Origin of the sequence: Solirubrobacter pauli, assembly GCF_003633755.1 — a bacterium.
Classification (GTDB): domain Bacteria; phylum Actinomycetota; class Thermoleophilia; order Solirubrobacterales; family Solirubrobacteraceae; genus Solirubrobacter; species Solirubrobacter pauli.
The window spans coordinates 722,749-747,339 of sequence record NZ_RBIL01000001.1 but is presented as its reverse complement, the minus strand read 5'-3'; the positions used below and the strand labels follow the sequence as shown (position 1 = coordinate 747,339).

The 24,591-nt window shown below is 70.0% G+C and carries 16 protein-coding genes and 1 pseudogene; 6 read left to right on the top strand and 11 right to left on the bottom strand.

Features of this window, described 5'->3' with window-relative positions; all coding sequences use genetic code 11:
* Positions 1–118 precede the first annotated feature (118 nt).
* Positions 119–1,657: a hypothetical protein gene (locus C8N24_RS33265; protein WP_147447609.1), complete on the top strand. Its 1,539-nt coding sequence runs from the start codon at positions 119–121 to the stop codon at positions 1,655–1,657.
* A gap of 164 nt (positions 1,658–1,821) precedes the next feature.
* Here C8N24_RS33265 and C8N24_RS03445 read toward each other — a convergent pair whose 3' ends face one another.
* Entirely contained in the window at positions 1,822–2,889 is a 1,068-nt protein-coding gene (locus C8N24_RS03445; protein ID WP_121248024.1) for a hypothetical protein, read from the bottom strand.
* Positions 2,890–3,084: 195 nt separating this feature from the next.
* Here C8N24_RS03445 and C8N24_RS03440 point away from each other — a divergent pair, with 195 nt between their 5' ends.
* The 3 genes from C8N24_RS03440 (at position 3,085) to C8N24_RS03430 (ending at position 11,218) form a co-directional block, all read left to right on the top strand.
* Positions 3,085–3,732, top strand: a complete 648-nt coding sequence (locus tag C8N24_RS03440) for a hypothetical protein (protein WP_121248022.1) — start codon at positions 3,085–3,087, stop codon at positions 3,730–3,732.
* A gap of 333 nt (positions 3,733–4,065) precedes the next feature.
* Positions 4,066–10,203, top strand: a complete 6,138-nt coding sequence (locus C8N24_RS03435; RefSeq protein WP_121248020.1) for a DUF3320 domain-containing protein — start codon at positions 4,066–4,068, stop codon at positions 10,201–10,203.
* On the top strand, positions 10,196–11,218 hold the full coding sequence (locus C8N24_RS03430; RefSeq protein WP_121248017.1) for a serine/threonine-protein kinase: 1,023 nt from the start codon (positions 10,196–10,198) through the stop codon (positions 11,216–11,218). The genes C8N24_RS03435 and C8N24_RS03430 overlap by 8 nt, the downstream gene beginning before the upstream one ends.
* A gap of 55 nt (positions 11,219–11,273) precedes the next feature.
* Here the strand turns inward: C8N24_RS03430 and C8N24_RS03425 are convergent, their stop codons facing one another.
* The 3 genes from C8N24_RS03425 to C8N24_RS03410 form a co-directional block, all read right to left on the bottom strand.
* The gene (locus C8N24_RS03425) at positions 11,274–11,912 is read right to left on the bottom strand and encodes a hypothetical protein (protein ID WP_121248015.1); all 639 of its coding nucleotides are present in this window, start codon (positions 11,910–11,912) and stop codon (positions 11,274–11,276) included.
* Positions 11,913–12,618: 706 nt separating this feature from the next.
* A complete protein-coding gene (locus C8N24_RS03420; protein WP_147447608.1) occupies positions 12,619–14,502 on the bottom strand; it encodes a tyrosine-type recombinase/integrase in 1,884 nt (627 codons plus the stop codon).
* A 385-nt stretch (positions 14,503–14,887) separates the two neighbouring features.
* Positions 14,888–16,909 (bottom strand): HD domain-containing protein, encoded by a 2,022-nt coding sequence (locus C8N24_RS03410; RefSeq protein WP_211339823.1) that lies wholly within the window; start codon positions 16,907–16,909, stop codon positions 14,888–14,890.
* 116 nt (positions 16,910–17,025) lie between these two features.
* On the opposite strand from C8N24_RS03410, the gene C8N24_RS03405 reads away from it, so the two are divergent.
* On the top strand, positions 17,026–17,607 hold the full coding sequence (locus tag C8N24_RS03405; protein ID WP_147447607.1) for a hypothetical protein: 582 nt from the start codon (positions 17,026–17,028) through the stop codon (positions 17,605–17,607).
* 130 nt (positions 17,608–17,737) lie between these two features.
* On the opposite strand, the gene C8N24_RS03400 is transcribed toward C8N24_RS03405, so the two are convergent.
* Positions 17,738–18,166, bottom strand: a complete 429-nt coding sequence (locus C8N24_RS03400) for a hypothetical protein (RefSeq protein ID WP_121248008.1) — start codon at positions 18,164–18,166, stop codon at positions 17,738–17,740.
* 27 nt (positions 18,167–18,193) lie between these two features.
* Positions 18,194–18,433 carry a hypothetical protein gene (locus C8N24_RS33260; RefSeq protein ID WP_147447606.1) on the bottom strand — a complete coding sequence of 80 codons (240 nt, stop codon included), beginning with the start codon at positions 18,431–18,433 and terminating at the stop codon, positions 18,194–18,196.
* A gap of 165 nt (positions 18,434–18,598) precedes the next feature.
* Here C8N24_RS33260 and C8N24_RS03395 point away from each other — a divergent pair, with 165 nt between their 5' ends.
* Positions 18,599–19,732 carry a PDDEXK family nuclease gene (locus C8N24_RS03395; protein WP_121248006.1) on the top strand — a complete coding sequence of 378 codons (1,134 nt, stop codon included), beginning with the start codon at positions 18,599–18,601 and terminating at the stop codon, positions 19,730–19,732.
* A 251-nt stretch (positions 19,733–19,983) separates the two neighbouring features.
* Here the strand turns inward: C8N24_RS03395 and C8N24_RS03390 are convergent, their stop codons facing one another.
* The 5 genes and pseudogenes from C8N24_RS03390 to C8N24_RS35530 form a co-directional block, all read right to left on the bottom strand.
* Positions 19,984–21,861 carry a DUF262 domain-containing protein gene (locus tag C8N24_RS03390; RefSeq protein WP_121248004.1) on the bottom strand — a complete coding sequence of 626 codons (1,878 nt, stop codon included), beginning with the start codon at positions 21,859–21,861 and terminating at the stop codon, positions 19,984–19,986.
* 303 nt (positions 21,862–22,164) lie between these two features.
* Positions 22,165–23,271, bottom strand: a complete 1,107-nt coding sequence (locus C8N24_RS03385) for an ADP-ribosylglycohydrolase family protein (RefSeq protein WP_121248002.1) — start codon at positions 23,269–23,271, stop codon at positions 22,165–22,167.
* A gap of 54 nt (positions 23,272–23,325) precedes the next feature.
* The gene (locus C8N24_RS34930) at positions 23,326–23,751 is read right to left on the bottom strand and encodes a hypothetical protein (RefSeq protein ID WP_245971745.1); all 426 of its coding nucleotides are present in this window, start codon (positions 23,749–23,751) and stop codon (positions 23,326–23,328) included.
* Between the two features lie 4 nt (positions 23,752–23,755).
* Positions 23,756–24,076, bottom strand: a complete 321-nt coding sequence (locus C8N24_RS35535) for a DUF429 domain-containing protein (protein WP_484385954.1) — start codon at positions 24,074–24,076, stop codon at positions 23,756–23,758.
* A 26-nt stretch (positions 24,077–24,102) separates the two neighbouring features.
* Positions 24,103–24,414 (bottom strand): annotated as a pseudogene (locus tag C8N24_RS35530) (DUF429 domain-containing protein); the annotation flags it as partial.
* Between the last annotated feature and the right edge of the window lie 177 nt (positions 24,415–24,591).

The window sequence follows — 24,591 nt, the reverse complement described above, 5'->3', positions numbered from 1 at the left end:
CGCGGGCAGCGCCGACACGCACTGAGCCGCGGCGGCTCGCCGCCGTCCCGAGCGCTGAGGACACGGCGCTTCTCCGCCGTCGCTCCAGGGACGCCCCGGCCGGTCGACTATCCGGGACGTGAAGTTCCGTGTTGCCATCACCGGCCTCACTGCAGGCGCCCGGCGGGCCAAAGGGGTCGACGGATCAGGACCGACTGAGCCGTTGAGCGTCGAGCGGCAACAACCAGAACCGGGGCTTGAGCCGGCGGACGCTGAGCAGGACCCGCTCGTCTTCCGGCTTGACGAGCTCAAACGTGAGCTGGAGCTGCTGACCGCGCAGCTGGCGGCACGAGCTCCACAGTCGTCGCAGGCCTCCCCAGAACTTGGCGATGCAGCGGATTCCGAGACTCCCCGCGAGGATCCGCAGGAACGGCACGAGCTGTACCGGCGTCTCGCCGCGCTGTTGCGACACGTTCGCGATGGCCGAATCGATTCCGTTCCGGAAGAGACCATGGCCGCGGCGCAGCCGGCGGTCGCCTGCGCGCAGTGTGGCGCCGCTGTGAGCGCCGGTCATGCGCGTTGGGCGCTCTGCGGACCGTGCTGGGCGCCCGTGAGCGCCGGCGCGGGCTCGCGCTCCCCCTCCTGGCTCAGGGCACGCGGTCGCTGGCGCACGATCGGTACTCCGTCACGCGCTGAGCACCTGCAGCGGTTGGTCGACCACGGCGTCATCTCGCGCGCAGACGCACGACGCCTCGCTCCGGACGGCAACGTCCGCGACCACGCGTGGCTGCTGATCCACGCCTTGCCCGTGGACGAGCAGAGCGCGATTCCATCCGAGCGAGAGACTCGCGCTCGGCGAACGGCCGGGAGCCCGGTGTCGCCATGGCGCGACCAAGTCACGCGCGACCGCGTCTTCCCGCGGCTGGCGCATCTGCTGCGCCTCGTGCACGCGGGAGTGGTGTCTGAGGAAGAAGCAACCGCGCTGGCGCCGGAAGGCTACGTGCGCGAGACGCCATGGCGGCTAATTCGCGACCTGAAGCCGAAATCGGACGGCACGCCATGTCTGCGGTGCGAATCCGTTTCGGTGGCTGGCGGGGCGAACGCCTGGATTTGCACGGTGTGTCGGCTAGGGGCGACGTCCGTGCCAGCCGGGGACCGCCGCGCACGACCGCGTCCCGGGGCGCGCAAGACGGCCGGGGCACGATCGCGGGGCGTCCCGGTCTCCGAATGGCGTTTGCTGGTCACGTCGGGAGCGATCTCGATGGCGCTCGCCCACCTGCTGCAGGTGGTGGCCCTTGGCCTGCTGTCCGAAGAAGAAGCGGCGAAGCTCTCGCCCGACGGCCACGTTGACGATCGCGCTTGGCGCCGCATCCGCGACCTTGATGTAACGGGCCTCAAGACGGCCGACGGCTGGCTTCACTGCCTGCGATGTGAAGCCGTCGAGGTGCCCGGAGTGGGCGGACACTGGTTGTGCTGGAAGTGCCTGCCGACCCCGCAACCGACCCGCTTGCCGACGACGCCGTACGCGCGTCCGTCCAGCTGGCCAGCCGCGACCTGGCGCTCGCCGGTCGGCGAAGGATCGGTGAGCGGAACCTACGTTCGCGGCTACTTCCGCCGTGACGGGACATACGTCAGCGGACACGCACGTAAGGGACACACGCGCCGCTACGGACGGTAGGGCGCGTTCTGGCGTGGTGCCGCTGCCCGCTGCTTGCTGCGCACACCGTCGGGCCCCCACCGGGCGTATCGTCCACGGCCGCGCGCGGCTGTCCAGCTCAGAAATCCATTCGCAGGAACACGCCGAAGCGACGCTCCGCGGCCGGCACATCGCCGCCCGCTTTGTCAGCAGATGGAGATCTGGGCCGGCTGGCTGACCTCAATCTGCGATAGACCGCGGAAGTTCGTGACTTGTCCGGTGACCGCAATCGACTGGCCACGGTACAGGCGCTCGGGCGCGTCGGGAAACGTGTCGCGATCGGATCCCCAGACCACCACGATCAGTCGCCCCCGGTCCGGGTAGGGTGCGCCGACGTCGATAAACGTCGGCCGGCCGCGCGTCCGCGACTGATACGTCGCCGCTGCCACGGGCCCGCGGAGCGTCGCCTCAGAGCCGCGGAGCCGTTCGGCCTCGGTCCACGAAGCGGCGTCGGCGCAGCCCGCCGAAGCGGTCCTGGCGTTCGCATCGTCGTTATCGCGCGTGAGCAGAAGCGCCGCAACGGCGACGGTCACGGCGATCGCCACGGTCCCGACCGTGAAGGCTCGAGCGAGCGTCACCATCCCCGTTCGGTCCCGTTCCGCGCGATCATGCGCCGCCTCAGCCCCTTGCCGGCGTTCGATCTCGTCCTGCAGTTGCTGCTGAAGCGCGTCGATCGCCGCGTTGTGGCTTTCGGCCAGCTGGTCGAGCTCAGCCCGCTCGGCAGTTGTCAGCATCTCGCCGATGTGCTGCTTGCGGGCCGCGTTGAGATCGGATTGCGCTGCAGCGGGCAGCTGAGCGATCAGTGCCGCCAACTGGCGCTCACGCTTGAGCACGAGCTCCACGGTGCGCGCGCACGCTTCCGGCTCACGGTCGATGAGGCGGTTGGCGACGCGGATCAGCCGGTAGCCGGCGGCCACGATCGCTTGCTCGCGACGTGACCAGTCGGCGAACTCGGCACGCGTCATGCCATGTCCGCGGCCGGTTTTGTCGTAGCCGTCGACCTCGATCGCGATCTTGACGGCCTCGCCTTCGATGATCGTGAAGTCGATCCGACGCCGCACGCCGTCGGCGTCGACGAACGGCGTCTGCGCCTGCACGGCCTCCCAGCGCAACCCCGGCACCCGCGCGAGGACCTCGTCGACGTACCGGCGCTCGTACCGGGTCTTATCTGAGAGGCGGGTGCGGTTGGCCCGCAGAAAGTCGTCCTTGGTCATCGGCGGCGCGCATCCTAGATGCGTCCGCGGCGGTGCGCCTTCCCGGGTGGACGCGGTGGCCCGTGCCAACCTGAGCGCCTGCGGCGAAGCGCCGAACGATCGTCCAGTCTGTGGTGTGCGGGGTTGCTGAGGTCGACGGTGCTCCATAGAGTGCCGCCGCTCAAGAGAGGTTCAGTGTCCACAGGAGGGACGTCGTTGCTGCCGCGCATCGCGCTGCTGGTGTTGATGATGCTCGGTGCGCTCGCGCCGACCGCCGAGGCTTACCCGCTGCTCGAGCCGGGGGCCCGTGCCGCCAGCATGTGCGCCACCTACGGCAACCAGGCGGCCGCGCAGCGGGCCGCCGACAGAGTCGACGGTGACGACGACGCCGACGGCGTCCACTGCGAGTCGCTGCCCTGCCCGTGCGTGAAGCCGTCGGCCAGCGGTGACGCCGCTTCGACTGCGCCGGCCGTCAAGCCGGCCCGGCCGGCGTGCACGCGCCCGTCCGGGGTGCAGCCGATCTCGTTTTCCAAGACCAAGTACCCCAACATCAAACGCCACTTCGAGGCGGCCGTCAGGCGGGGCTGGCCGCGCGTGCTCGTGCTCAACCGGCCCGGCGCGGACGCCCGCCGCGACCGGCTGCTGCAGGGCTGGGCCACGCGCGCGGGACGGGATCGCGACGAGTATCCGCCTGCCGTCGGACGCGGCCGCGGCAAGGGGCTTGTGCGCGGCAGCGACCCACGCGGCTGGAAGGCCCACGTTGCGTACGTCCCCTCAAGCGAGAACCGCAGCCACGGCAGCACACTGGGGATCAAGCTCCGTCGGTTCTGTGACGGCACGCGGTTCAAGTACGTCTTCTATTAGCCGCACGGATGCCCCGAGAAAGCGCAGACAGCACCGATCGCATGAGCCCGTCCACCGCTCCGTGTCGAGCCCTAATCGGTCGAGCTGCGTCCGGGCGACCACGCGCAGGGTACCCAGTAGCGGCACCACCGCTTAAGCAGATCGTGGGCGACGGCGTCAGCCTTGTGCTGGTCGGGTCAGGCTCGGCCTGGGGTCTCCGAAGGTACGCTGACCGCCGCGTCCGGTTCGTGTTGAACGTGCGCTGGAACGTCCGTACGCTGGCCCGTGGCGCCTGGCCGGTGAGTTGTCGGCACGCCGCCCCTCGGACGGCTACACCGGTGAGCACCGCACACGATGACTGACACGGCACGCGCAGGACTCGCCTCGATGGGCCCCGAGGACCGCGTCGCCGCGCGGCTGCACGACTGGCGGGGCCGGCTGATCGACCTCACCTACCGCAACCGGCTGATCCGGTACACGCACCAGAAGGCCTCGAGCCTGGCGATCGCCACGCCCGACATCGCGACGATCATGGCCGACCCCGAGCGGGCCCGGCCGTGGCGCTTCTTCCTGCCGCCGGAGGAAGACGAGCAGGCCGACGACGAGTCCGACACCGGTGAGTTCCTGCGCGACACGGTGGTCGCCGCGGCCACGCGCCACCGGACGCCGGCGGCGGACGAGCTGGTGGTCACCGAGCCGAGCGCCAAGCGCATCGTCAAGAACCTCGACAATCTCGCGAAGAAGTCCAACGCCGAGTTCGAAGATAAGGCGTTGCGCGTGTTGTATCTGGCCGTCGGCTTCTTGGACTGGGTCGATCCCCAGCGCGGTCAGGCGATCTCTTCGCCACTGGTGCTGGTCCCGGTCCGGCTCGCGCGCGCGAACGCCACTCAGCCGTACGAGATGTACTTCGTCGACGACGAGGACATCGTGATCAACCCGTCCTTGACGGAGAAGCTGCGCGTGGACGCGGGCCTCGAGCTCGACGATGACTGGGCGTGGGAGGACAAGCCGATCCAGGTTGAGCTCGACGAGATCCGCCGGATCGTCGCGCCGCACGGCTGGTCGGTGCGTGAGGACGCGGCGCTCGGGCTGTTCTCGTTTCAAAAGTACGTGATGTACCGCGACCTGCTCGACAACGAGACGGTCGCGAGCGCGCACCCGATCGTGCGCGCGCTGGCGCTGTCGGAGCCGCTGCCGGATAAGGCGATGCCGCTGCCGGAGGCGGCGATGCTCGATGAGGTACAGGCTCCGGAGCGCTCGTTCAGCATCCGCGACGCCGACGCCTCCCAGCGCCACTGCCTGGAGGCGGCGGCCCGCGGGCAGTCGTTCGTGATGCACGGCCCGCCGGGCACCGGCAAAAGCCAGACGATCGCCAACCTGATCGCCGACGCGATCGGGCGCGGGAAAAAGGTCCTGTTCGTCTCGGAGAAGGCGGCGGCGCTGGACGTAGTCTACGACCGCCTGGCCGAGCAAGACCTGTCCGAGTACGTGCTGATGCTGCACGGCGAGCGCGCCGCCCGACGTGAGGTGGTGCACGCGCTGCACGCCAGCCTGACGAGCGAGCTCGAGCCGCGGCGCGGCATGGATCGCGACGAGCACGAGCGGTTGGCCATGCTCCGCCGACTGCTCAACGAGTCGGCCAGCGAGCTGCACGTGGACCAGCCGCTGCTCGGCGGCCGCCCGCTGCGTGAGGTCTACGGCCGGCTGGCGGCGCTGCACGCGGCGCCGGTGGCGCCGGGCGCGCCCGCCGCGTCGGATGCCGTGGGCGAGGCGGTCGGACAAGAGTTCCAAGGTCTGCTGGAGACGTTCGAGCGGCTCGCGGAACGCTGGCGGGTCGCCCACTCTGGCTTCCCGTGGCGCGGCTTCGCACGTCCAAGCCTGCGCGATGACGAGCGCGGCGCCGTGCTGGCCGCGCTCGACGGACTGGGGCGGGCGACGGAGCACCTTCAGCAGCGCTACACCGCAATCGCCGCGCGCTTGGGCGTCACCCACGATCCCCGTACGACGGCCGCGCGCGCCGTGCTGGAGCTGTCCGACGAGCTTGCCGCCGCACCGCAGCTTGAGGCGGACTGGCTTCGCCCGGGCACTGCCGACGCCATCCAGGCGGCGGTCGAGCGGGCGCGCGGCGCCCATGCAGCGGTGGCTGAGGCCGAACGCCGGTTCAGCGAAGCGGCGGCGACGCTGCGCGTCGGAGACGTGCCCGAGCACGCGGGCACGCAGCTCACCGCGGCGGTCGACGGGCTCGAGGTCGCGATCGGACGAACGCCCGCCTGGTCGCAGACCCTGATCCAGGACCTGCATCGCTTGCAGCGAGCGGAAGCCGAGTTGCCGGCTCACTTTGATGAGATCGACCAGCTCGCCAGCGAGGTCAGCGGGCGTCTGGGGCACGTCGAGCGACCCCGGCGGCTGTCTGAGCTATCGCGGTTGGTCGAGCTGGCCACGCTGGCGTTCGTGGCGACCGATCGCCCTGACCCGGAGTGGCTGGTCGGTCCCGCGCTCATCCGTGCGCGCGCGGCCCTGGAGCAGTTCCAAGCGCCGCTCCGCGACTATCAAGCTCTGCGCGCCGCCCTGCAGGACGCGTACGAGCGCGACGCGTTCGACCTTGATTTGCGTGCGCTGAGGACACGGTTCCGCACCGACTGGGACGCTGAGTTCCTCGAGCGCGAGCACGCCTACCTGCGGGATCTGGAGACTCTCGCCGCGGCACGGATCGACGGCGAAACGCCCGAGGATCCGGCCGGCGACCTCGCGGCCTTCCAGCAGCACGAAGTCACCAGACTGAGCGCGGAGCAGGCGCGCACCGCGCTGCTTGCGCGCTTCACGCCCGCCGCCCTGGCGCTCGACGGCCCGGGCCTGCACGAGCGCTTCTCCACGCAGCACACCGGGACGTTCGCGAAGCTCGGCAAGCAGTACCGCGCCGACGCGCGGACGATCAAAGAGGTGCGGCCCGACGGCAAGCTGGGGGACGACCTCGTCGCCGACCTCGCGGAGCTCAGCCGCTTCCAGGCGCTGCAGGCGGAGGCGGACGCGCAGAACACCGACCTGTCGACGCGCTACCGGCCGGCGGCGTTCACGCTGCCGCACGGCGAGCTCGCCGAGCGATTCCAGCAGCGCTACACGCCCACGTTCTTGGCCCGGCATCGCGCCTACCACGCGGACCTCCGGGCCATCAACCATGTTCGGCGGGCGGGCGCGCTCGCGGAGGACGAGATCCTGGGCGAGCTCGACCGGTTCGCGGACTTGCAGGCACTGGGACGAACCATCGACGACGGCAGCGAGCGACAGCGCGTGGCGTTTGCGAGCTTCTACCTGGGCCGCGACACCGACACGGACGCGGTCGCTCGCGCGCTCGACGTGGCCGAGCAGGCGCTTCGCCTCGCCGATCGCGACGCGGACGCGGCGGCGCTGCGCGCGCAATTGACGGTGGGCACGGTCCCTGATCCCCAGCTGACGCGCGCGGCCGAACAGCTGCGCGGCGCGCTGGCAGCGGTGGACGAGCGCTTGCGCGACGTCGAAACGCTCGCGGCCAAGGCGCCGGCATGGCGCGACCTGGACGCGCCGGCGCTGCGCACGCGCGCGCTGGAAGCGCTCAGCGCCGTGCACCCGCTGGTCGCCGTCACTCAGGCGCTGACCAAGCAGGGACGCTACCCCGCCACACTGGACGGGTTGACGGCCCGGGCCCATGCGGCGGACGCCGTGCGGGCAACGCGCAGCGACCTGGCCGCGCACGAGGCAGGGTGGGCGCACACGCTCGGCGCCCGCTACGCCGGCGCCGACACCCCCTGGGACGAGCTGCTGCAAGCGTCCAGCTACCTACGCGCGCTGCAGCGCCGCTTTGTCGGCGAGCAGCTCGCCCTCGACCAGCACCCCGACCGGTTCGTGCCCGACGGCGTGGCCGACCGCCTGCTCGCGTCGCCCCGTCAGTGGCGCGACGCCGACGAGCTGCGTCAGGCCCTCGCCGGGTTCGACGCGCGCTTGAGCGCCGTGGTGGACGCGTTCGAGCCCGAGCGCCGCGATGAACTTCTCTCGCTCGGCGAGTCGACCGCGTTCGCGACCGTGCGTGCCGTGTGGGCCGAGCTCGCGGCTCACGTTGACGACCTCAACGACTACATCGAGCTGCGCCGCCATCGCGGCACCGCCGCCCGACTGGGCTGGGGCGCGTTCGTCGAGCACCTGCTCGAGGAAGACGTCGCCGCGAACGCCATCGTCGCCGCGTTCGAGCGGGCGTGGTGGACGCGGCGGCTGGAGCGGCTCGAGAAGGACAATCCGGAGCTGTTCGCTGACGACGGCGCCACCTACGCCCGCTGGATCGACGAGTTCCGTGCGCTTGATCGCCGGCTCGTGGCCACGGGGGCAGACCGGCTGATCGCCGCGCGCAACCGGCATCGCCCGGCGCTGGTGGACGGAGTCGGCTCGGAAGTCACCATCCTGAAGACCGAAGCCGGCAAGCGCCGCCGGTTCCGTCCGGTGCGCAAGCTGCTGGCCCAGATGCCGACCCTGCTGTCCGAGCTCAAGCCGTGCCTGATGATGAGCCCGCTGACGGTGAGCCACTTCCTGAGCCCCGACCATCGCTTTGATCTCGTCGTCTTCGACGAGGCCTCGCAGGTCCCGCCGTGGGACGCGATCAACTGCATCTACCGGGGAGCGCAGCTGATCGTGGCCGGCGACTCCAAGCAGCTGCCGCCGACCTCGTTCTTCCAACGCGCGGAGAGCGACGACGGCTTCGACGAAGAGGCCGATCGCATCGAGGAAAACCAGGAATCAGTGCTCGACGCGTGCAACGTGCTGCTCGCCGAGCATCCGCTGCGGTGGCACTACCGCTCACGCAACGAACGGCTGATCGCGTTCTCCAACCGCCACGTCTACGACGACACGCTGTGGACGTTCCCGGGCGCCGCCGAGGACGGCACGCGGACCGGCATCGGGTTCGTGCACGTGCCCGACGGGATCTACGATCGCGGACGTTCAACGACCAATCGCCGCGAAGCGCGTGTGGTCGCCGAGCGCGTGGTCGCGCACCTCGGTGACGGCAGCAACCGGTCGCTCGGCGTGATCACGTTCAACGCAGCCCAGGCGGAGGCGGTCGAGGAGGAACTCGACCGCCAGCGGATCGAGCACCCGCACCTGGAGCCGCACTTCAACCAGGGCCGCCTGGACTCGGTGTTCGTCAAGCACATCGAGGCCGTGCAGGGCGACGAGCGCGACGTGATCCTGTTCTCCATCGGCTACGGCTACGACGAACAGGGCGCGTTCCCGATGAACTTCGGCCCGCTCGGGTCCGACGGCGGGCACCGCCGGCTTAACGTCGCCGTGACCCGCGCGCGCGAATACGTCGAGGTCATCTCCTCGGTCCTGCCGTCGGACTTCACCCTTAGCGAAAGCGCAAAACCAGGGCCGCGCCTGCTCAAGCGCTACCTCGAGTACGCCCGGGAGGGAGCGGCCGAGCGCGAGGCCGACCCGGCGACCGACGTCCGTACCGACGCCCCGTCGCAGTTCGAAGCCGAAGTGGCCGAGGTGATCCACAAGCTGGGCTACGAGGTGGCGTTCAACGTCGGGCGCGGCCCGTCACGCATCGACATCGGCGTTCGGCACCCGGCCGAGCCGTCGCGGTTTATGCTCGGCATCGTCACCGACGGCCCCAACTACGCGCGGGTTCCGACCGCGCGTGACCGCGACCGGCTCCGCAACAGCGTGTTCGAGCACCTCGGCTGGCGACTGTACTCGCTGTGGAGCATCGACTGGGTCAAGAACCGCCGCGAGCAGGTGCAGCGGTTGGAGGCGGCGCTGACGGCCGCCCGCGACGCCGAGCCGCTCGAAGACGCGCCCGGGGACGCCACACCGGCGGTTGTGCCGTCTGCGCCTGAGGTCCCGTCGGCGCCGTCGGACGAGGGTGAGCGGGTGCGCCGCGACCGTCCGCTCGTGGACGTCCGGGATGACCCGTCAGCGCTGCCGTGGGTGCACGTGTACGAGTGCGCGGAACTTGCACCGGTCACGTCCCGCTTCTACGACTTCGCCGACGCGCACCACCAACGGCGGCAGGTCGAGATGGTGATCGAGGTGGCCAACGTGGAGGCGCCGATCCACGTCGAACAGTTGGCGCGCCGGTTGGCCGACGCCTTCGGGGTCGACCGCGTCACCAAGACCGTGCAGACGGCAGTCAACCGTGCGGTCGAAAAGGCCGCCCGCCAGGCCGTGGTGGAGCGCCGCGGCGACTTCCTGTGGCGGCGCGGACAAGCGATGCCGCCGATCCGGACCCCGGACCCCGACGACCCGCGCACCCGACGTGACATCGAGCAGATCGCCTGTCTGGAGCTAACGTCGGCCGTCGTGCGCATGCGCAAGGCGAGCCCGGGCGCCGAGCTGGAGCACCTGATCCCGCAGGCGGCGCGCGTGTTCGGGTTTGACCGCACGAGCGCGCGCATCCGCGACCGGTTCGAGGACTGCCTGCGCCGCGTCAGCCGCGACCTGGACGCGCTCGCTGAGGATGGCTGAACCGGCGCCGTCGGCGAGCCGTCGCATCGCGGGTTACGAACTGCTCCGCCTGCACGGCCGAGGCGGCATGGGTGAGGTCTACGAAGCCCGCGACCGCGCCCTCGAGCGTCGCGTGGCGCTGAAGGTGCTGGCTGAGCACCTCGTCGGGGACGCGTCCGCCGCGACGCGATTTCAGCGCGAGATCACGTTGGCCGCGCGCGTGGAGCACGTCGGCATCGTTCCCGTGTACACGGCCGGGGTCGATGCGGCCTCGGGCCGCGTCTACATCGCGACGCGGTTCGTGGACGGCCCTAATCTTCAGACGCAGGTCAGGGTGAACGGTCCGCTGAAGCCGAGCGACGCGACGACGGTGCTGGGGCAGCTGGGTTCCGCGCTCCAGGCGGTGCACGACGCAGGGCTCGTACATCGTGACGTCAAGCCGCACAACGTGCTGCTGTGGGCACCCGGTGCTCGCGACCAGCACGCGCTGCTCACGGACTTCGGGATCGCGAGCGCGGTCCACGACACCGGCCACTTGACCCGCGCGGGCGCGATCGTCGGCTCACCGGCCTACATGGCTCCCGAGCTCTGGCGGGGGGAGCCGGCGACCCCGGCCAGCGATCAGTACGCGTTGGCCTGCGTCGCCCAGTTCATCCTGACGGGCCGGGGACCGTTCGACACGCTGTCCGACGCGTGGCCCCGCCGCCATCTCGAAGGCGTCCCCGAGCCGTTGCCGTCCGCCGCCGCACCGGCCACGCAGCGCGCGATCGCGCGCGCGCTGTCCAAGCGCCCGGCCGACCGCTTCTCCTCGGTCCGGGCGTTCCTCGATCAGCTCGGCGCCGCTGCCGCCTTCGACCGGGCTGAGGCGGTCACGCAGGTGCTGCGCGCCGGCACGGACGAGACCGTCACGCACGCGCTCACAGAGCAGTACGCGCTCACCGAGCCCACGGTGGCGCTGCTCACCGACCGCGCACCCAGCGAGATCATCCGCGAGCGTCGCCTCGCGGCGCGCCGGGCGATCATGGGTGGCGACTAGAGCGGGAACGTCGGTTTCCGGCGCTCGCGAGCCGCGTGACCGGTGCGGGCAGTGCTTACCGCGGCGGCGCGTTCTCGAGCTGCGCGGCCAACTCACGGGCGGCGGTGGCGAGCTCCCGTAGCGAGAGCCCATCGAAGGCGCTACTGCTATCGAAGGCCCGATCAGCGACCGCCCGCTCCGGTTCCGGCCGCGGCCGTGTGTAGGGCTTGGCCGCCGGGGGTCGTGCGCGTCGGCCGGGTGCCGCGTCCTGGCGCGGGAGCGCCGGTGACGACGGGCGCGTCGTCGGCCCGACTACGGCTGCGGCCCGCGGCACGCGCACCCGCAGGCTCGCTCGCTGATCGGCCGTCAGCCGGTCCAGCAAGCACGGCGCGTGCGCGACCTGGCCACGTTCGCGCTCGATGGCGATCGGCTCGGTGAGCGCGCGCCACGCGGCCTCGCGGCACGGACGATGTCGCTCCGTGAGGGCCTGCTCGAGCAGCGGGTACAGCTCAGGACGGTAGATCGTCGCCAGCGTGGCGATCGCGGCTCGCCAGAAGGCGCTCAAATCGACGAACGCGTCCTTAAGCCACGTGTCGATGTCCAAACGGCAGGCGCCGCAGCGCAGAGCGGCCCGAACCTCAGCGGGCATCCGGTTGGCCGTCGCGCACATCGGGCACCGGAACAGCAGCGTGTAATCGTGGTCGGCCGTCAACATCCTGCAGCGTCCGGCACGGTACGGCGTTCACGGTCAACCGTCCACCCCTGGACTATCCGACGATCGTCCGCTGAAGCTGGTCGGCGGCCGCAACCCATCTTCCGGCGTGCGCTCCGCGGCGGCGACGCCGGTGCGCACGCGGGTTAGTCTGGGCGCTGCGCACCGCTCAGATCCGGCTGCCGCGCCAGGGGGCCCGGCGGTCGAGGCGAGTGCGTCAGCGGCGGTGGGCTCGGTGGTCAGGTTGGACCGGTGCCACGGTGCCGAGCTGACAAGGCACCGGCCTGCGTGCACAAGGTCCGCCCGCGACTCAGCGTGATCGGCGTTCACGCCGTTCGGGATGGCGATCGGGCCCCGCGTCTGGCCCGCCGCGGCTGGACCGACAGCGCGTCCCGCGAGCAGCAGCACAGCGGTCGCGAGGGGCACGAGCCAGCCGCGCTCCGTTCGAATCCTCGAGCTCCAACCCCCATCGGTGACCGGTCGTGGTTTGCCGACCGGCGCAGAGCGCGCACGGAATGACCATCACCTACCTGTATCCGCATCGCGGTGCCTTCGGAGCCGCTCATCGATGTTCGACGGAACGACCACTCTCGAGCGAGGAGCCGGACGCGCAGACACAGGACGCGTACGAGCAAGGCCGACGCGCCGCCATGCGAGCTCGAAGCTCGAAGCTGCACCGCTTGCCGAAAACAAGGATCAAGCGTCGCCTTCAGATACCCGGGGCGGCGGGATCGTCGGGGAGCAAGAGCGTTTGCCGAGCCTCGCCGGTCGGTGCGTGGGCTTGGTTCGTCATGCCGGCTTCATCGAGCACGTACTCGACGAGGCGCTTCATTCGGGGCTGCGTCTCTGAGTGCGAGGCCTGCATGTAGTAGCGCTGCATCGTGGTCATGTCGGCGTGGCCGATCTGCGCCTGGATCCACGAGGGGCTGCGCCCGGCCTGCGCCGAGAGCGTGACGAACGTGCGGCGCAGCGTGTGCGGTGTGATCGCGGGCGGTAGCACCGCGTCGCCGCGCGTCGCTCGGGCTTGCGTGGCGCGTGCGACGGCCGGCGCCAGGACGCGGCGGTTGAGGTTCTGGCGCGAGTGCGGCGTGCCCCGCCGGGTCGGGAACACGAGCTCGTCAGCGCCGGTCTGCCCGACTTCCGCGACGTAGACCAGCAGCTCCTCGCGCAGGAACGGCGACATGTGGACCTCGCGGACGCTGCCGTACGTCTTACCGTCGGCGATGACGATGCGCCCGTGGGTGAAGTCCAGGTGGCGACGGCGCAGATCCGCGACCTCGTGGGCGCGGAGGCCGGACAAGCCCAGTGTCGCGATCATCGCCCGGCGCGCGCGCCGACCGCCCGCGGTCTGTCGGGAGAGCCAGATCGTGGTCGATTCCGCTCGGCCGATCGTGGCCGCGATGCGCGTCCACGGCAGCCGTTCGATCTCGCGCAGGTGGCGCACCGTCTTCCCCAGTTCCAGCGTCTCGGGGCTCGAGCGCTGGTCGATCTCCAGGGCCGCGTCGAGCACGTCGAGCAGTTCGTCGACTTCGAGGAAGCGTCTGTAGACCGGCTTCTCGCGCTTGACCTTCAGCTCGCGCTCCCGCGCGCGGTGGTGCTCCAGGTCGAACCTCTCCGAGCGCACGGCGCGATCCAGGATCTGGGCGAGTAGCCGGACGCTGGCGTTGACCTGCCGCGCGCCGAACGGCCGCAGCGGTCGCCCGGGGCGACCGTGAAGCGGCACACCCGCCTCGCTCGCCCGCTTGCGCCTGGCGCCCTCGCGCAGCCGCGCCGTCCGGTACGCGTTGATCGCCTCGTAGTTGATCTCCGACAGGCGCTTGTCGTGAAACGCCGGCAGCACGTGGTTGGTCAGCAGGTTCCGGTAGTCGTCGTACGTGCTGCGCTCGAGGTCCGGCTGCTTCTCGTCGAGCCAGAAGGTGGCGAACTCGCGGAAGATCGGATTGCGGTCGCCCGGGTCGAGCGGCTGCGGCGTCGGCGGGCGCCAGACACCGGCGGCGATCTCGCGCGTCACGTTCTCCAGCTCGAGCTTCGCGCGGTAGTCGTTCCAGCCGTCGGCTTCAAGTCCGAGGGGCACCCATACGCGTTCGCCCTGCCACCAGATCCGCAGCGCGAAGCGCCATTGCTCGTCACGTTTGCGCCACGTCTTCCTGACCTGACCTGTGGGCCGACGTCCACATCGGGTCTCAGCGGCGCCGGTTGACGGTCCGGTGGACGCCGCCGACTGGTGCCCGCGTGCGGGTGTGGGCAGCGACGGCAACCGCCGGAGGGCTGGCGGCTCCGGGCGCCTGCGCGCGCTTGACGGCCCGGCCGCCGGAAGGGACGGGTCCCCGACCGCCAACGCGACGCGGCGCGGATCGAAGCGCAGGGGCGCCTTGGGGCCAGTCCCAAGGCGCAACGCGCCTAACTGTCGAGCATTGGCATAGACCCAGCTCGAATGCACCTGCAAGCGACGCGCGACTTGGGCGACGGTGAGCAACTGAAAGTCGTCGCCGCGGCTGTCGCTGACCAGCCGCAGGAGGACCCTGTGCGCGATGCGTTCCACGAGTGCGGGGTTCAGTTCGGGGGCGATCGGCCCGTCATCCGCGGAGCTCATCTCGAGCTCCCGCCAGGTGAGCTCCTGTCCCAGTCGCGGGGTGTGCAGTCCCCGGGGGCCTGCGTGGTAATCGCGCTCATTTGTCCTTCCCCTTCGAGGGGCGCCCACCTGGCTGCCGGTGCCGGTTGCAATTGAAGCGCACGGCCGCGCGTGAGAAGTCCGACGAAGACAGCGCGACGGCGGTTTCGTCAGGGGCATGCGCCGGTCGCCACGCCGGTAGATCCGTGAGAAGACCCGCAGCTTCAGGCTCAACCCGGATGCGTACCCGTCCTCAGCCACGCCCGCTCGCGACGTTTCGAGGCACCTCAGCTGGAGGTGGACAAAATGACCCGACACGCTGGTCCTACAACGGTGACCTCACCCGCGAGCGTGCGCCGGGGCCCGCTCAGCACTCGGGTACAGGAAGGGGCTCGGCATTCAGTGCCGCCGCGAAGGCACGAACCCACTTGCTGTGCTCGGCTGTGTCTGGCTTGCCGAGTTGTTCCCACAGCGCGGCGTACTGGTCGACGAGCCCGGACCACCGGTCGCCGTCGCTGCGCAACGTCCAACCCAGCGCCTCGACTGGGAGGTTGCTCTTTTGGTACTGGCAGCGCGCGCACGCGGTCACCAGGTTCGTGGGGGCCTGGTAGTCGCCACCCATCGAGACGGCACGCACGTGATCCAGGCTGGTCGAGATGTCCCAGTACGCCCGCGGAGCGATGTCCATCTTCCACGCGTTGTGGTACGGGAATTGCTCCGGAAACGCGTGCGATAGAAGCCGCAGCACCTGGGTCGGAATCGTTTGGCGCCCGCACCAGCCGCACGTGAATCCGTCGCGGACGTACACCCGGGCGATCACTCCGATCGCGGGATTGCGGGTCTGCCCGTGCGTCGACTTGGGCCACTGCCCCCGGGGCAACGTCGGCATCCGCTCGATCGGATGCGTGCGGGCGGTGACGCCCGCCAGGCTGGAGATCTCGGCCAGGGCCTGGTCAGGCTCGCGGGCCACGAGCGCACGTACGACGCGCGCGAGCTGGTCGGCGACGGCGTTATCGGGCTCGGGGATGACCAGTGCCGCGGGCACACCTTCGGCGGGCTCCTCGGGCACGGGCTCGACGGTGACCGCGACCTTCGGCGAGCTGACGACCGTCTCGCGACCGCCCCCCGGAGCAGAACGATCGGGCGCATTCGCCGCGATGGCGGCCGCGGTCCGTTGCAGCTCGACGGCCATTGGGCCGGCACCGCGCTGCAGGAAAGCGTCGGCCAGGGCGCCGTAGTACCAGAGCACTTCGTCGCGACCGGCGTTGAAGCGGCGCCACACGTCCGCGCCGGATTGCAGGTCGTACTGGATCGCTCGCGCGTTATGGAGCTTGTCGGCCAGCGAGACGCGCAGCACGGACGGATGTGCGGTGGCCAGGTGAGCGATGTAGGCCTCCTTGCGCTCACGCCACGGCGGCTTGGGGACCACGTCGGTGTCCGAGCAGGCGGCGACGATGTGGGCGACTTCGCGTCCGAAGAGCTGCTCGATCTCGCGCAGCGTCCGGGCGCCCCCCTGGTCCTCGACGGCGTCGTGCAGCAGCCCCGCGATCGCCTCGTCCTCTGATCCGCCGTCCTCGAGCACCAGCGATGCGACGCCCAGCAGGTGCGCGAGGTACGGGATCTGCGTGCCCTTTCGCTGTTGCGCCGCGTGGAGCTCGCGGGCGAGCCGCACGGCCCGGTCAAAGCGCGCGCCGAGCCGCTGACCTGGGACGTCAGGCTCAACGGGCCCGGTGACCCAGCCGAGATGCAGGGTCACGTCGCCCGGCACCTGCGCGGGCACGATCGGCTGCTCGTCGGGGTCGGCGCCGAGGGCGCGCGCGAAGCTCACGTAGTCGTCACGCCATTCGGCGGTTGCACTGAACGAGTGCACGAGCATCACGGCCTCAGGCGCCCCGAAGCGCTCGGCTTCGAGCAGCGCGGCGACCGTGCGGTGCAGCAGCTGGTAGCGCAGGCTCGCCACCGAAGCGTCGTCGGCAAGACCCAGCCGGTCAAGCAGGAACGCCAGCCGGTCCTTGCGGCCCTGGCTGTCGCTCTGGACCCGCCACTGATCGACAGCGTGGTCGCCGAACGGCTCGTTGACCTTGCCCTCGACCGCGAACACGATCTGGTCGCCTGCCGGGCGTCGGGCGAGCACCAGCAGGTCGGTCTGTGATGCGCGTGAACCCCCGGGCAGCGGCGTCTCGTGCTCCGGGGCGGCGAACAACAACTCGAGTTCGCCGAAGCCGCTGGCCGCCAGCGCGGACCGGATCTCGGCCGGCCACGGGTCGCCGGCTTCCCAGCTGTCGGCGAGCGCTTTCGCGGACGCGCCGTGGCGCCAGTGCAGGCGGGGTTTGGCCAACAGCCAGCGCCAGTCCTGCGCGCCGTGAGACGGGATGTAGATTCGCGTCATCGCATCCAAGGTCGCTTGACGGGAGGAAATCCTGACGGGTGTCGCGGCGACGTGCGACACCAGCCGCGGCCACACCTCGGACGGGCCGTCCCGGTGGCGCTTCACTGGCGCCGCCGATGATCAAGGGCTGGCAGGATGCGGCGATGTCTGCACCGACCGACGCTACCTGGCCCCCCTCCGACGAACTGCTTGCGTGGCGCCGGCAATCGAGCTCGCCTACGAGCACAGTGCCGGGGTGGGCGTTGGCCGGGAACGACCAGCAACTCCCGGGCTGGGTCGCGTTGCCGGCCGGCGTCGAGCCCGACCCCCACGGCGACATCGACGTGCCTGCGTATGAGCTCGCCGACGTGGAGACCGACGCCGGTCGTCCGGGCGGGGGAGGGATCTCATCGGTGTACGCGGTGCCGACGACCGACGGTCGCTTCCGCATCGTGGTCACCAACGACGACGAGATCCCGTTCAGATCGCCGATCGCAGAGCTCGCTGAGCTACCGACTCTCGGCGAGCTCCTGAAGATCCTGGACGAGACGACCGTTGACGGTGAGCTGCACGGCGTCGGACATCCCACCCGGGTCTATAGCGACAGCGACCATCGGGAGGAACTGCGCCGCTTCGTCACGGTCTCCTCGGACCTTTACCCGGCGCTCGAGCGGCTGGACCGGTCACGGCTCGAGCAGTGGATCGCCGAGCGTCCCTGACCACCACCCGAGTCGTCCGGCAGGCGACACCGCCGGTGCCCGCTCGTCGCCGCGAGGCCCGAGCCCACGTGAACGCTTGGACCTCCGATGTACGGTATGGAGCATCAAAGGCACGGGCGAGGAGGGAGAGCTAATTCGCTGCCGCCGCGCCCGCGTCCGCTCCGTCGTCATTCGTGTACGTTACGGGTGGACGATTCAGCGCGCCGCAGTCCCATCGTTCCTCGACCGACCAGGTGCCGGGCGTGTGCTGGGCCGGCGGCCACAGGCTCCCGATTTCACGAAGCCGCACCACGGACGGCACAGTTGTGATGCGCGCCGCATCGAGCACCTCGTAAACACCGCCGACGATCAGTTCGCGCTCGCCCTGCTTGATGCCCGAGTGCTGCCAGGCCGGAACGCCGTGGAAGGCGCCTTGTGTGACGAACAACCACTGCTCGCCGTGCGCACGCGCAAAGTCTTCCGACAGCGACACGCCCCACAGGGGCATCGAGAGCGACCCGCCGCGCACGGACTTTAAGATCTGCTCGTCCTCCGGCTTCGGCTTCAGCCCTCGGCCCACGAACGCGCCGGGGACGCCGGCTCGCTATTACCATCCCGCGGCGTCGGTCGGTTGCGAGTCCGCAAGTGCCTGCATGAGCACCCGGGCTCGTTTCATTGTTCTTGCGTCAGACGCGGCTTGATTCTCTACTACGTGCAGCCAGTCGGCGGTGAAGTAGTGAGGCACGCCCAGGGCGCGGTGTGCGGCCGCCCGGATCGGCGTCGAGCCGGCATCGCGGTTGTCCTGCCACGCGCAACATGCGTCGGCTAGGGCGTCGTTGAAGCTCATGCGAGTTCGCATCGTGCACGATCCGGCGGCAGTGCGCGGCACCAGTCGGCGGGGTTTGCCGGACATCACAGGCGCGCAGCCAACGACGCACCGCCGGCACATGACGTGCCGCTGTGACCCACGGCGCATGGCGCGGCGCGCCCATGAACGCTTTACGGTGGCGCCATGAGCGTTGAAGTCGGGTTGTGGAGACTGAAGGGCGGCCAAGCGACCGAAGTGGTCCAGGGGAGGATGCCGAGCGAACGTTTGTTAGAGGACGTCCTCGCCGCAGACATCTCGATTCTTGACAGCGGCTTGCTCGTGTTGGGACGTCAGTTCATCACGCCGAACGGCAAGCGGCTCGACCTCCTTGCCGTCGCCGGCGACGGCTCGCTCACGGTCATCGAGCTCAAGCGAGGTCAGACGGAACGTGAGGTCGTCGTTCAAGCTCTTGATTACGGCTCCTACGTGCAGACGCTGACCCGAGACGACCTGCTCGAGATGTACGAGTCTCAGCATCCGGGCCGGAATCTCGACATCGACTTCACCGACTATTTCGGAACGGATCTCCCCGAGGAAGTTGGCGAGCACAAGCTGCTGATCGTCGCGGCGAGCATGGACGCCGAGACCGAGCGGATCGTCAACTACCTCGCGGGCTTCAACGTGCCGATCAACGCGGTGTTCTTCCGCTACTTCGACGACGGTGACGACGGGCTGCTGGCACGGACGTGGCTGCGCGACCCCGAGGACATCGACGCGACGACATCCAAGTCCAGCGCGCGGAAACGGAACTACGGGCCATGGAACGGAACCGACTACTACGTCTCCTTCGCGTCCGACGAGCACCGTGACTGGGAGGACGCACGGCGTCTCGGCTTCGTCTCAGCCGGGTGGGGACGTTGGTATACGAAGACGCTTCACAACCTGGAGCCGGGACACCGCGTGTTCGTGCGCGCGCCAGGGCAGGGGTACATCGGTGTCGGGGTCGTAACCCAACCCGCTCGTCTCGTCGAGGACGTGCAGGTTCCTGGACCCGATGGCGTCCTCACCCCGCTGCTGGACGCCGACCTCAACGCTCCAGCGATGCATCATCACCCCGGTGATCACGACAAGGGCGAGACGGTGGTGCGCGTCAATTGGTACTCGACGGTCCCGATCTCGCAGGCCTACAGCGAGTCAGGGCTGTTCGGGAACCAGAACAGCGCCTGCAAGCTCAGCGACGCCACCACGATCGAGAAGGTCTGCAAGCACTTCAACGTCCCCGTCGACCGAATGACGGACGGTACTTTCGTTTCATCGTCTATGTCTCTGCGCGTGTAGAACACAGCCGTCGTGCGACCGTGGTTGTAGCTGCCACGCGTGAGCCCGTGCTGCGCGGCCGCATCCGTGTTCGCTGGGCGGGGGCCATCGCGGCTTCGATGGTTGTGATTGGCCACGCGGCTCGGCAGCCGCCGAACTGCGACGTTACGGGACGATGCGGGTGTCCCGACGCTGTAGGGCGGCGGAGGGCGATGCAGCCGAGCAACAGCGTCGCTCCGCTGACCGATGCAGCGCGGGGCAGCCACACGAAATCACGCAGCGAGGGCGTCCGGCTCGTCGTCGACCGCATCCTCGGCTGCGAAGTCCGCGGCGACCTCGTCGTCGATCACGGACGTGATCGCGTCGCGGTCACCGGGTTGTGCGGCGTGCGCGCCGCAGACGGCACGAATCTCCTCGAGAATCTGCTGCTCGCGCGCGTCGAGGAACCGGGCGTAGAGCTCGGGCACGGACTCGTTGGTGGGCGTCTCTGCGGCCGCGCGCAACAGGTCGGCGACGGACGGCGGGCAGTAGTGCAGCTCGAGCAGCTGCGACGGATCGCCGTCGGCGAAGACCTGCGCGCTGTCGACGTAGACGGCGGGGGCTTTGTCCTTGATCTTCTGGTTGGTCTTGTCGCTGATGAGTGTCCGGTTGACGATCGTGTTGATCTCGGGCTTCTTGGTGAGGCCGTGGCGTTTGAGGTAAGCCTGCGGGAAGATATGATGGTCCTGCAGCTTCTGGAGTTCGATGTGCTCATCGACCTGCCAGTCACGCGCGCCCCGAATCGCGAGCAAACAAAAGACCCCGCTGTAGACCGCGCTCGCGTAGCTGGCCGAGCTGCGGATGCGGAACGTCGGTGCGCTGATCGTCTGACGTGCGCCGGACAGACTTGATGGCTCGGGGCCACCTTTGAACCAGTAGGCGGTCATCTCGGCGTAGTCTCGCCGCGACTTGGTCTCCACGGCGCTCGAGTAGCGTTCGGTGAATACATTGCACCAGTACCACTGGCGGAGATCGCGACGAGCGTCGGCGCCGAGCCCGTGCGACTCGAGTTCCGCACGCAGCGCGGCGAGCACCGGCAGCAGGCCGAACCCCGGCAGCCACTTCTTGTCGAAGACGCCGAAGCCGTCCTGTCCGACGTGCGTAACGAGCTCGATCGCACGATCCATTGCGGCCGCCGCCCGGCGCCAGTCGGCCTCGAACTGATCCGGCTCCAGGTCGATCAGAATCCGTGGCTTCGGATCCAGTCCGCGCAGCAGCGCCAGGGTGCGAAGGGCCAGCACGCCGAACTTGTGCTGGTCGGCCTTACCGCCCGACCAAGCGAGAAGGTGCTGGTGATCGTGGCAGGCTTGATCCCAGAGATCATGAAGGCGGATCCCGGAGCGGTACAGCCGAGCGGTCAGCAGGTCGTAGACCGACAGGTCGACCCCGGTCGAGTTCAGCTTCTCGAAGATTGCGCAGACCCGGCCAATGGCGTCCGGCTGGCCTTCATCGACGCGGGGCAACTCGACGAGCGGCACTTCAAAGCGCTGGAACTGGCCGACCGCGTCGGTCCAGGTCTGCCGCGCCCCGCCGGCCGCACGGTATGCCTCGAGTTGATCGGGGTGACGTTCCCGCAGCCAGTCCTCAAAGCCGTCACGCCAGCTGTAGAAACTGTGGGTGTCCAACAGCGCCGTGCACGGGAGAATACGCTGCTCGAACTGGACCTCGCGCTTGTCCAGGTCCCGCAGATCGCGTTTGGTGCGGCTGAACACGATCTCGTCGTCGTCGGGGTCGTCAGCGAGCAACGCCAGATCCAGAAAGAACCAACGGCGCTTGCTGGAGTCTTTGAGTGACCGGTCAGGCGCCGTCAGCGCGTACAGCAGCGAGGAGAGACGCTGCTGTCCGTCGAGAATCAAATGCTCGGGTCTCAGCGGGGTGTGGGTCGGCTCTGCACCGCGGACTGCCACCGGGGCGAAGGGCGGGTTCGCCGGATCGCACCGGAGCAGCAGAAGCGATCCGATGAAATAGCCGCGCGCGATCGACCGAACGAGATCGGCGACCTCCTCGCGCGTCCACACGAAGTCGCGTTGGAAGTTCGGCAGGCAGATCTTGCCGACATGCGCCTGCTCGACGAGGCCGACGATGGGCCGTTTGTCCGGGATGATCTCCATAGGGCTGTCCGTCGCGCATCGTACGGGGAGCGCGCGCCGCGTGCTCCGGCAGACTCAAGCGCCACGAGGTCCGTGAAGCGGTCAGATGTGGCGGCGGTGGTGGCGATGAGCAATGAGCCTGCGACGAATGTGGCGTGCGAGTCCGTGCCGGGTGTTCCAGGACGGCGGCGAGGACCTCGGTCGGGCCACCCTCGCCGGGTCTCGGGGACCGGTGACCCCCGGTGGCCCGCGACGCGGCTCAGCGTCGAGCGCGATGCCGTGGCCGGCACGTTTCGCGCTCAGGACCGGATCGCCATTGCGGTGTCACGATCCAGGCCAGCGGCGTTCGTCGAGCCCGGTGATCACCGACCCGGGGCGGCACAGCCGCACGAGGTCGTCAGCGACCCGTTCGATCACCGCGCTCTGGCCCGCGGGCGGTAGCAGCGCGTCCGGGATCTCTTCGAGCGGCTGTGCGACCGCCTCGAGCGGATCGTGGTCGCCTCGCTGCGAGTAGCGCTGGGCGGCGAGCGCACCCCAGATCGCGCCGGCGATCGCCTGGGTAGCGTGACGCTCGCCGCCGTGGTCGCCAGCGCGGGCGAGTGCGGTAGCGAGATCGTCGTGTGCGGCGGCCCAGACGCCGATTGCGAGCGCCTCCTCAGCGACGTGTCCGGCCCAGCCAAACTGCTTCGCGTGCGTGTACGCACCGCCGCCCAAGCTGCGGTCGAGCGCCGCCTGGAGGTGCTGGGCGACGGTCGCGCACGCACCAGCGTCGGTGATCGGGTCCGAGTCGGTGAGCAGTCCGATCGTGCGTTGCGTGGCGCCAATGAGTTCGTGCCCTTGGCCGATGTGGTGCAGCAGGACGACGAAGCCCGCGGTGGCGGCGTGGGCGATCGGATGTCCGTGCGTGACCGCGGCCGTGTCGATCGCGACGCTGGCCAGTCCGCGAGGGCCGTCGAACCCGAGGACGGGCGACAGCGCGGCGCACGCGGCCGCGCGAGGCACGCACGCGGCCCCCTTGCTCGTGTTCGGCGGCCCCGACGGCCCGTGAAGTGCGGCGCTCAGTGCGCCGCGGGTCGTGTTGCCCTGCGGGCGCACTTCGCGCATGATCGGCTGCGCCGACAGCCACGCCTGCACCGCCGTGGCGTCTCGAACCTCCGCGCGCAGCGGGACGCCTTGGACGGCCGCCCAGCGCAGGTAGGCGTGCAGGACCTGTTCCGGCCAGCTCGGCTGCTTGCCGCCGCGGAAGCGGATGTAGCCGCGCAGGCCGGCCTCCGCGGTGGCCAACGCGAGTTGGGTAAGCTCCCCGGCACGCCCGTGGTTGGCGCGGGCGTCGCCGGCGGCCAGGCCGGCGAGCGTCAGGACGGCGGCTGCCTGGCGGCGGCGAAGTGCCTCGCCGTCGTCTGCGCGATCCTCGTGGGTTCGAAAGCTCATTGTCGGGCCCTCCGGTTGCTCACGTCACGCGCCGTTCGACGCGGCCGCGCGGCTTCAGCTCTCATCCCACGCTTCGACGAGCAGCCACTCGTCGGGATGGCAGGCGGCTGCGGCCTCGCGATCGACCGTCGTCTTGCCGTCCCATTGCGGCAGCAGGATGTCGCCTGAATCTGACGCCCAGGCACGGCGGGCGGCGGGCGGGTCGTCGGTCAGCACGGGCAGCACTGAACGAGCTGGCCCGGCGTAGCGGGTCGGGTAGCCGTTCCCGCCGAGGCTGACGGCCTCACGCTGCTTCACGAGCGCATCGAGCCAGTCGAGCCCGTGCGCGCCGACCTGCCAGACGGCGATGCGAGTGCGCCCGTCTTCCGCGTCAGCGGCGTCGTTGAGGACGCGTGTGAGCCGGCGACCGGCCCGCACGTCGCCGGCCGGTGCGCGCTCGACGCCGCCGAGCCGGTAGACGGAGAGGTGCCAGCCGAGCATCGCGTCAGCCTGCCACGAGCCGGTCGAGGTGCGCGCCGGTCGGCAGGTGAATCCAGCCCTCGGTCTGGGCGAGGTGGTGTTGCTCGCCCGGCTCGGGCTGGAGCGTGTCGTGCTGCTGCACGGCGCGGGCCAGCAACGCGCACACCAGTGCGTCGAGGCAGTCGTCGGAGTCGATGCACGCCTGTCGCTGGTCGGGCGAGATGGCGAACGCTGACCCGAGCCCGGTGAGCAGTCCCGCGAGCAGGTGCTCGCGACGATCGTGTGCGGTCTGACTGTTGCCCTTGTAGGAGTCCTTGGGGGCGCCGGCCACAAGTCGGGAAGCCAGCGCCGGAGGGCGGCGTCGGGGTAGGCCTCGGCGACGCGGCCGCTGCCGTCGCGGGCGAGCTCGGCAGGTGGGAGGCCGTGGGCGAGGTCGCCGAGGATGACGGCGCAGCGCATCGCGCAGTAGGCGATCCGGTCGGTCGAGACCGAGAGGGGGAGCTTGCAGCCTTGGTCGCGCACGAAGAAGTCGGTGGTGCGCCGCTCGAAGTGCTCGCGGCGGTTGTCGATGAGCTCGGGCCACGGCTCGAGCCGGCCGTGGGCGGCGAGTGCCTCGGTGAACGGCCTGGGCCAGCCGAACGGCGTGTCGATCGCGGTCTTGACCGGTGGCCGCGTTCGCCCCAGCCGCTCTCGTCGAAGGCGGACAGGCCCTGGATCGCGGTCGACAGCAGCTTGTCGTGCAGCGGCGTGCCGTTCCAGTGCCCGCGCGCGAGCGCCCGCGCCTGTCCGCTCTCACGATCCCAGCCGATCACGCACAGCGCGGTGTTCGTGGGCTGGGAGGCGAGATCGATGCCGAAGGTC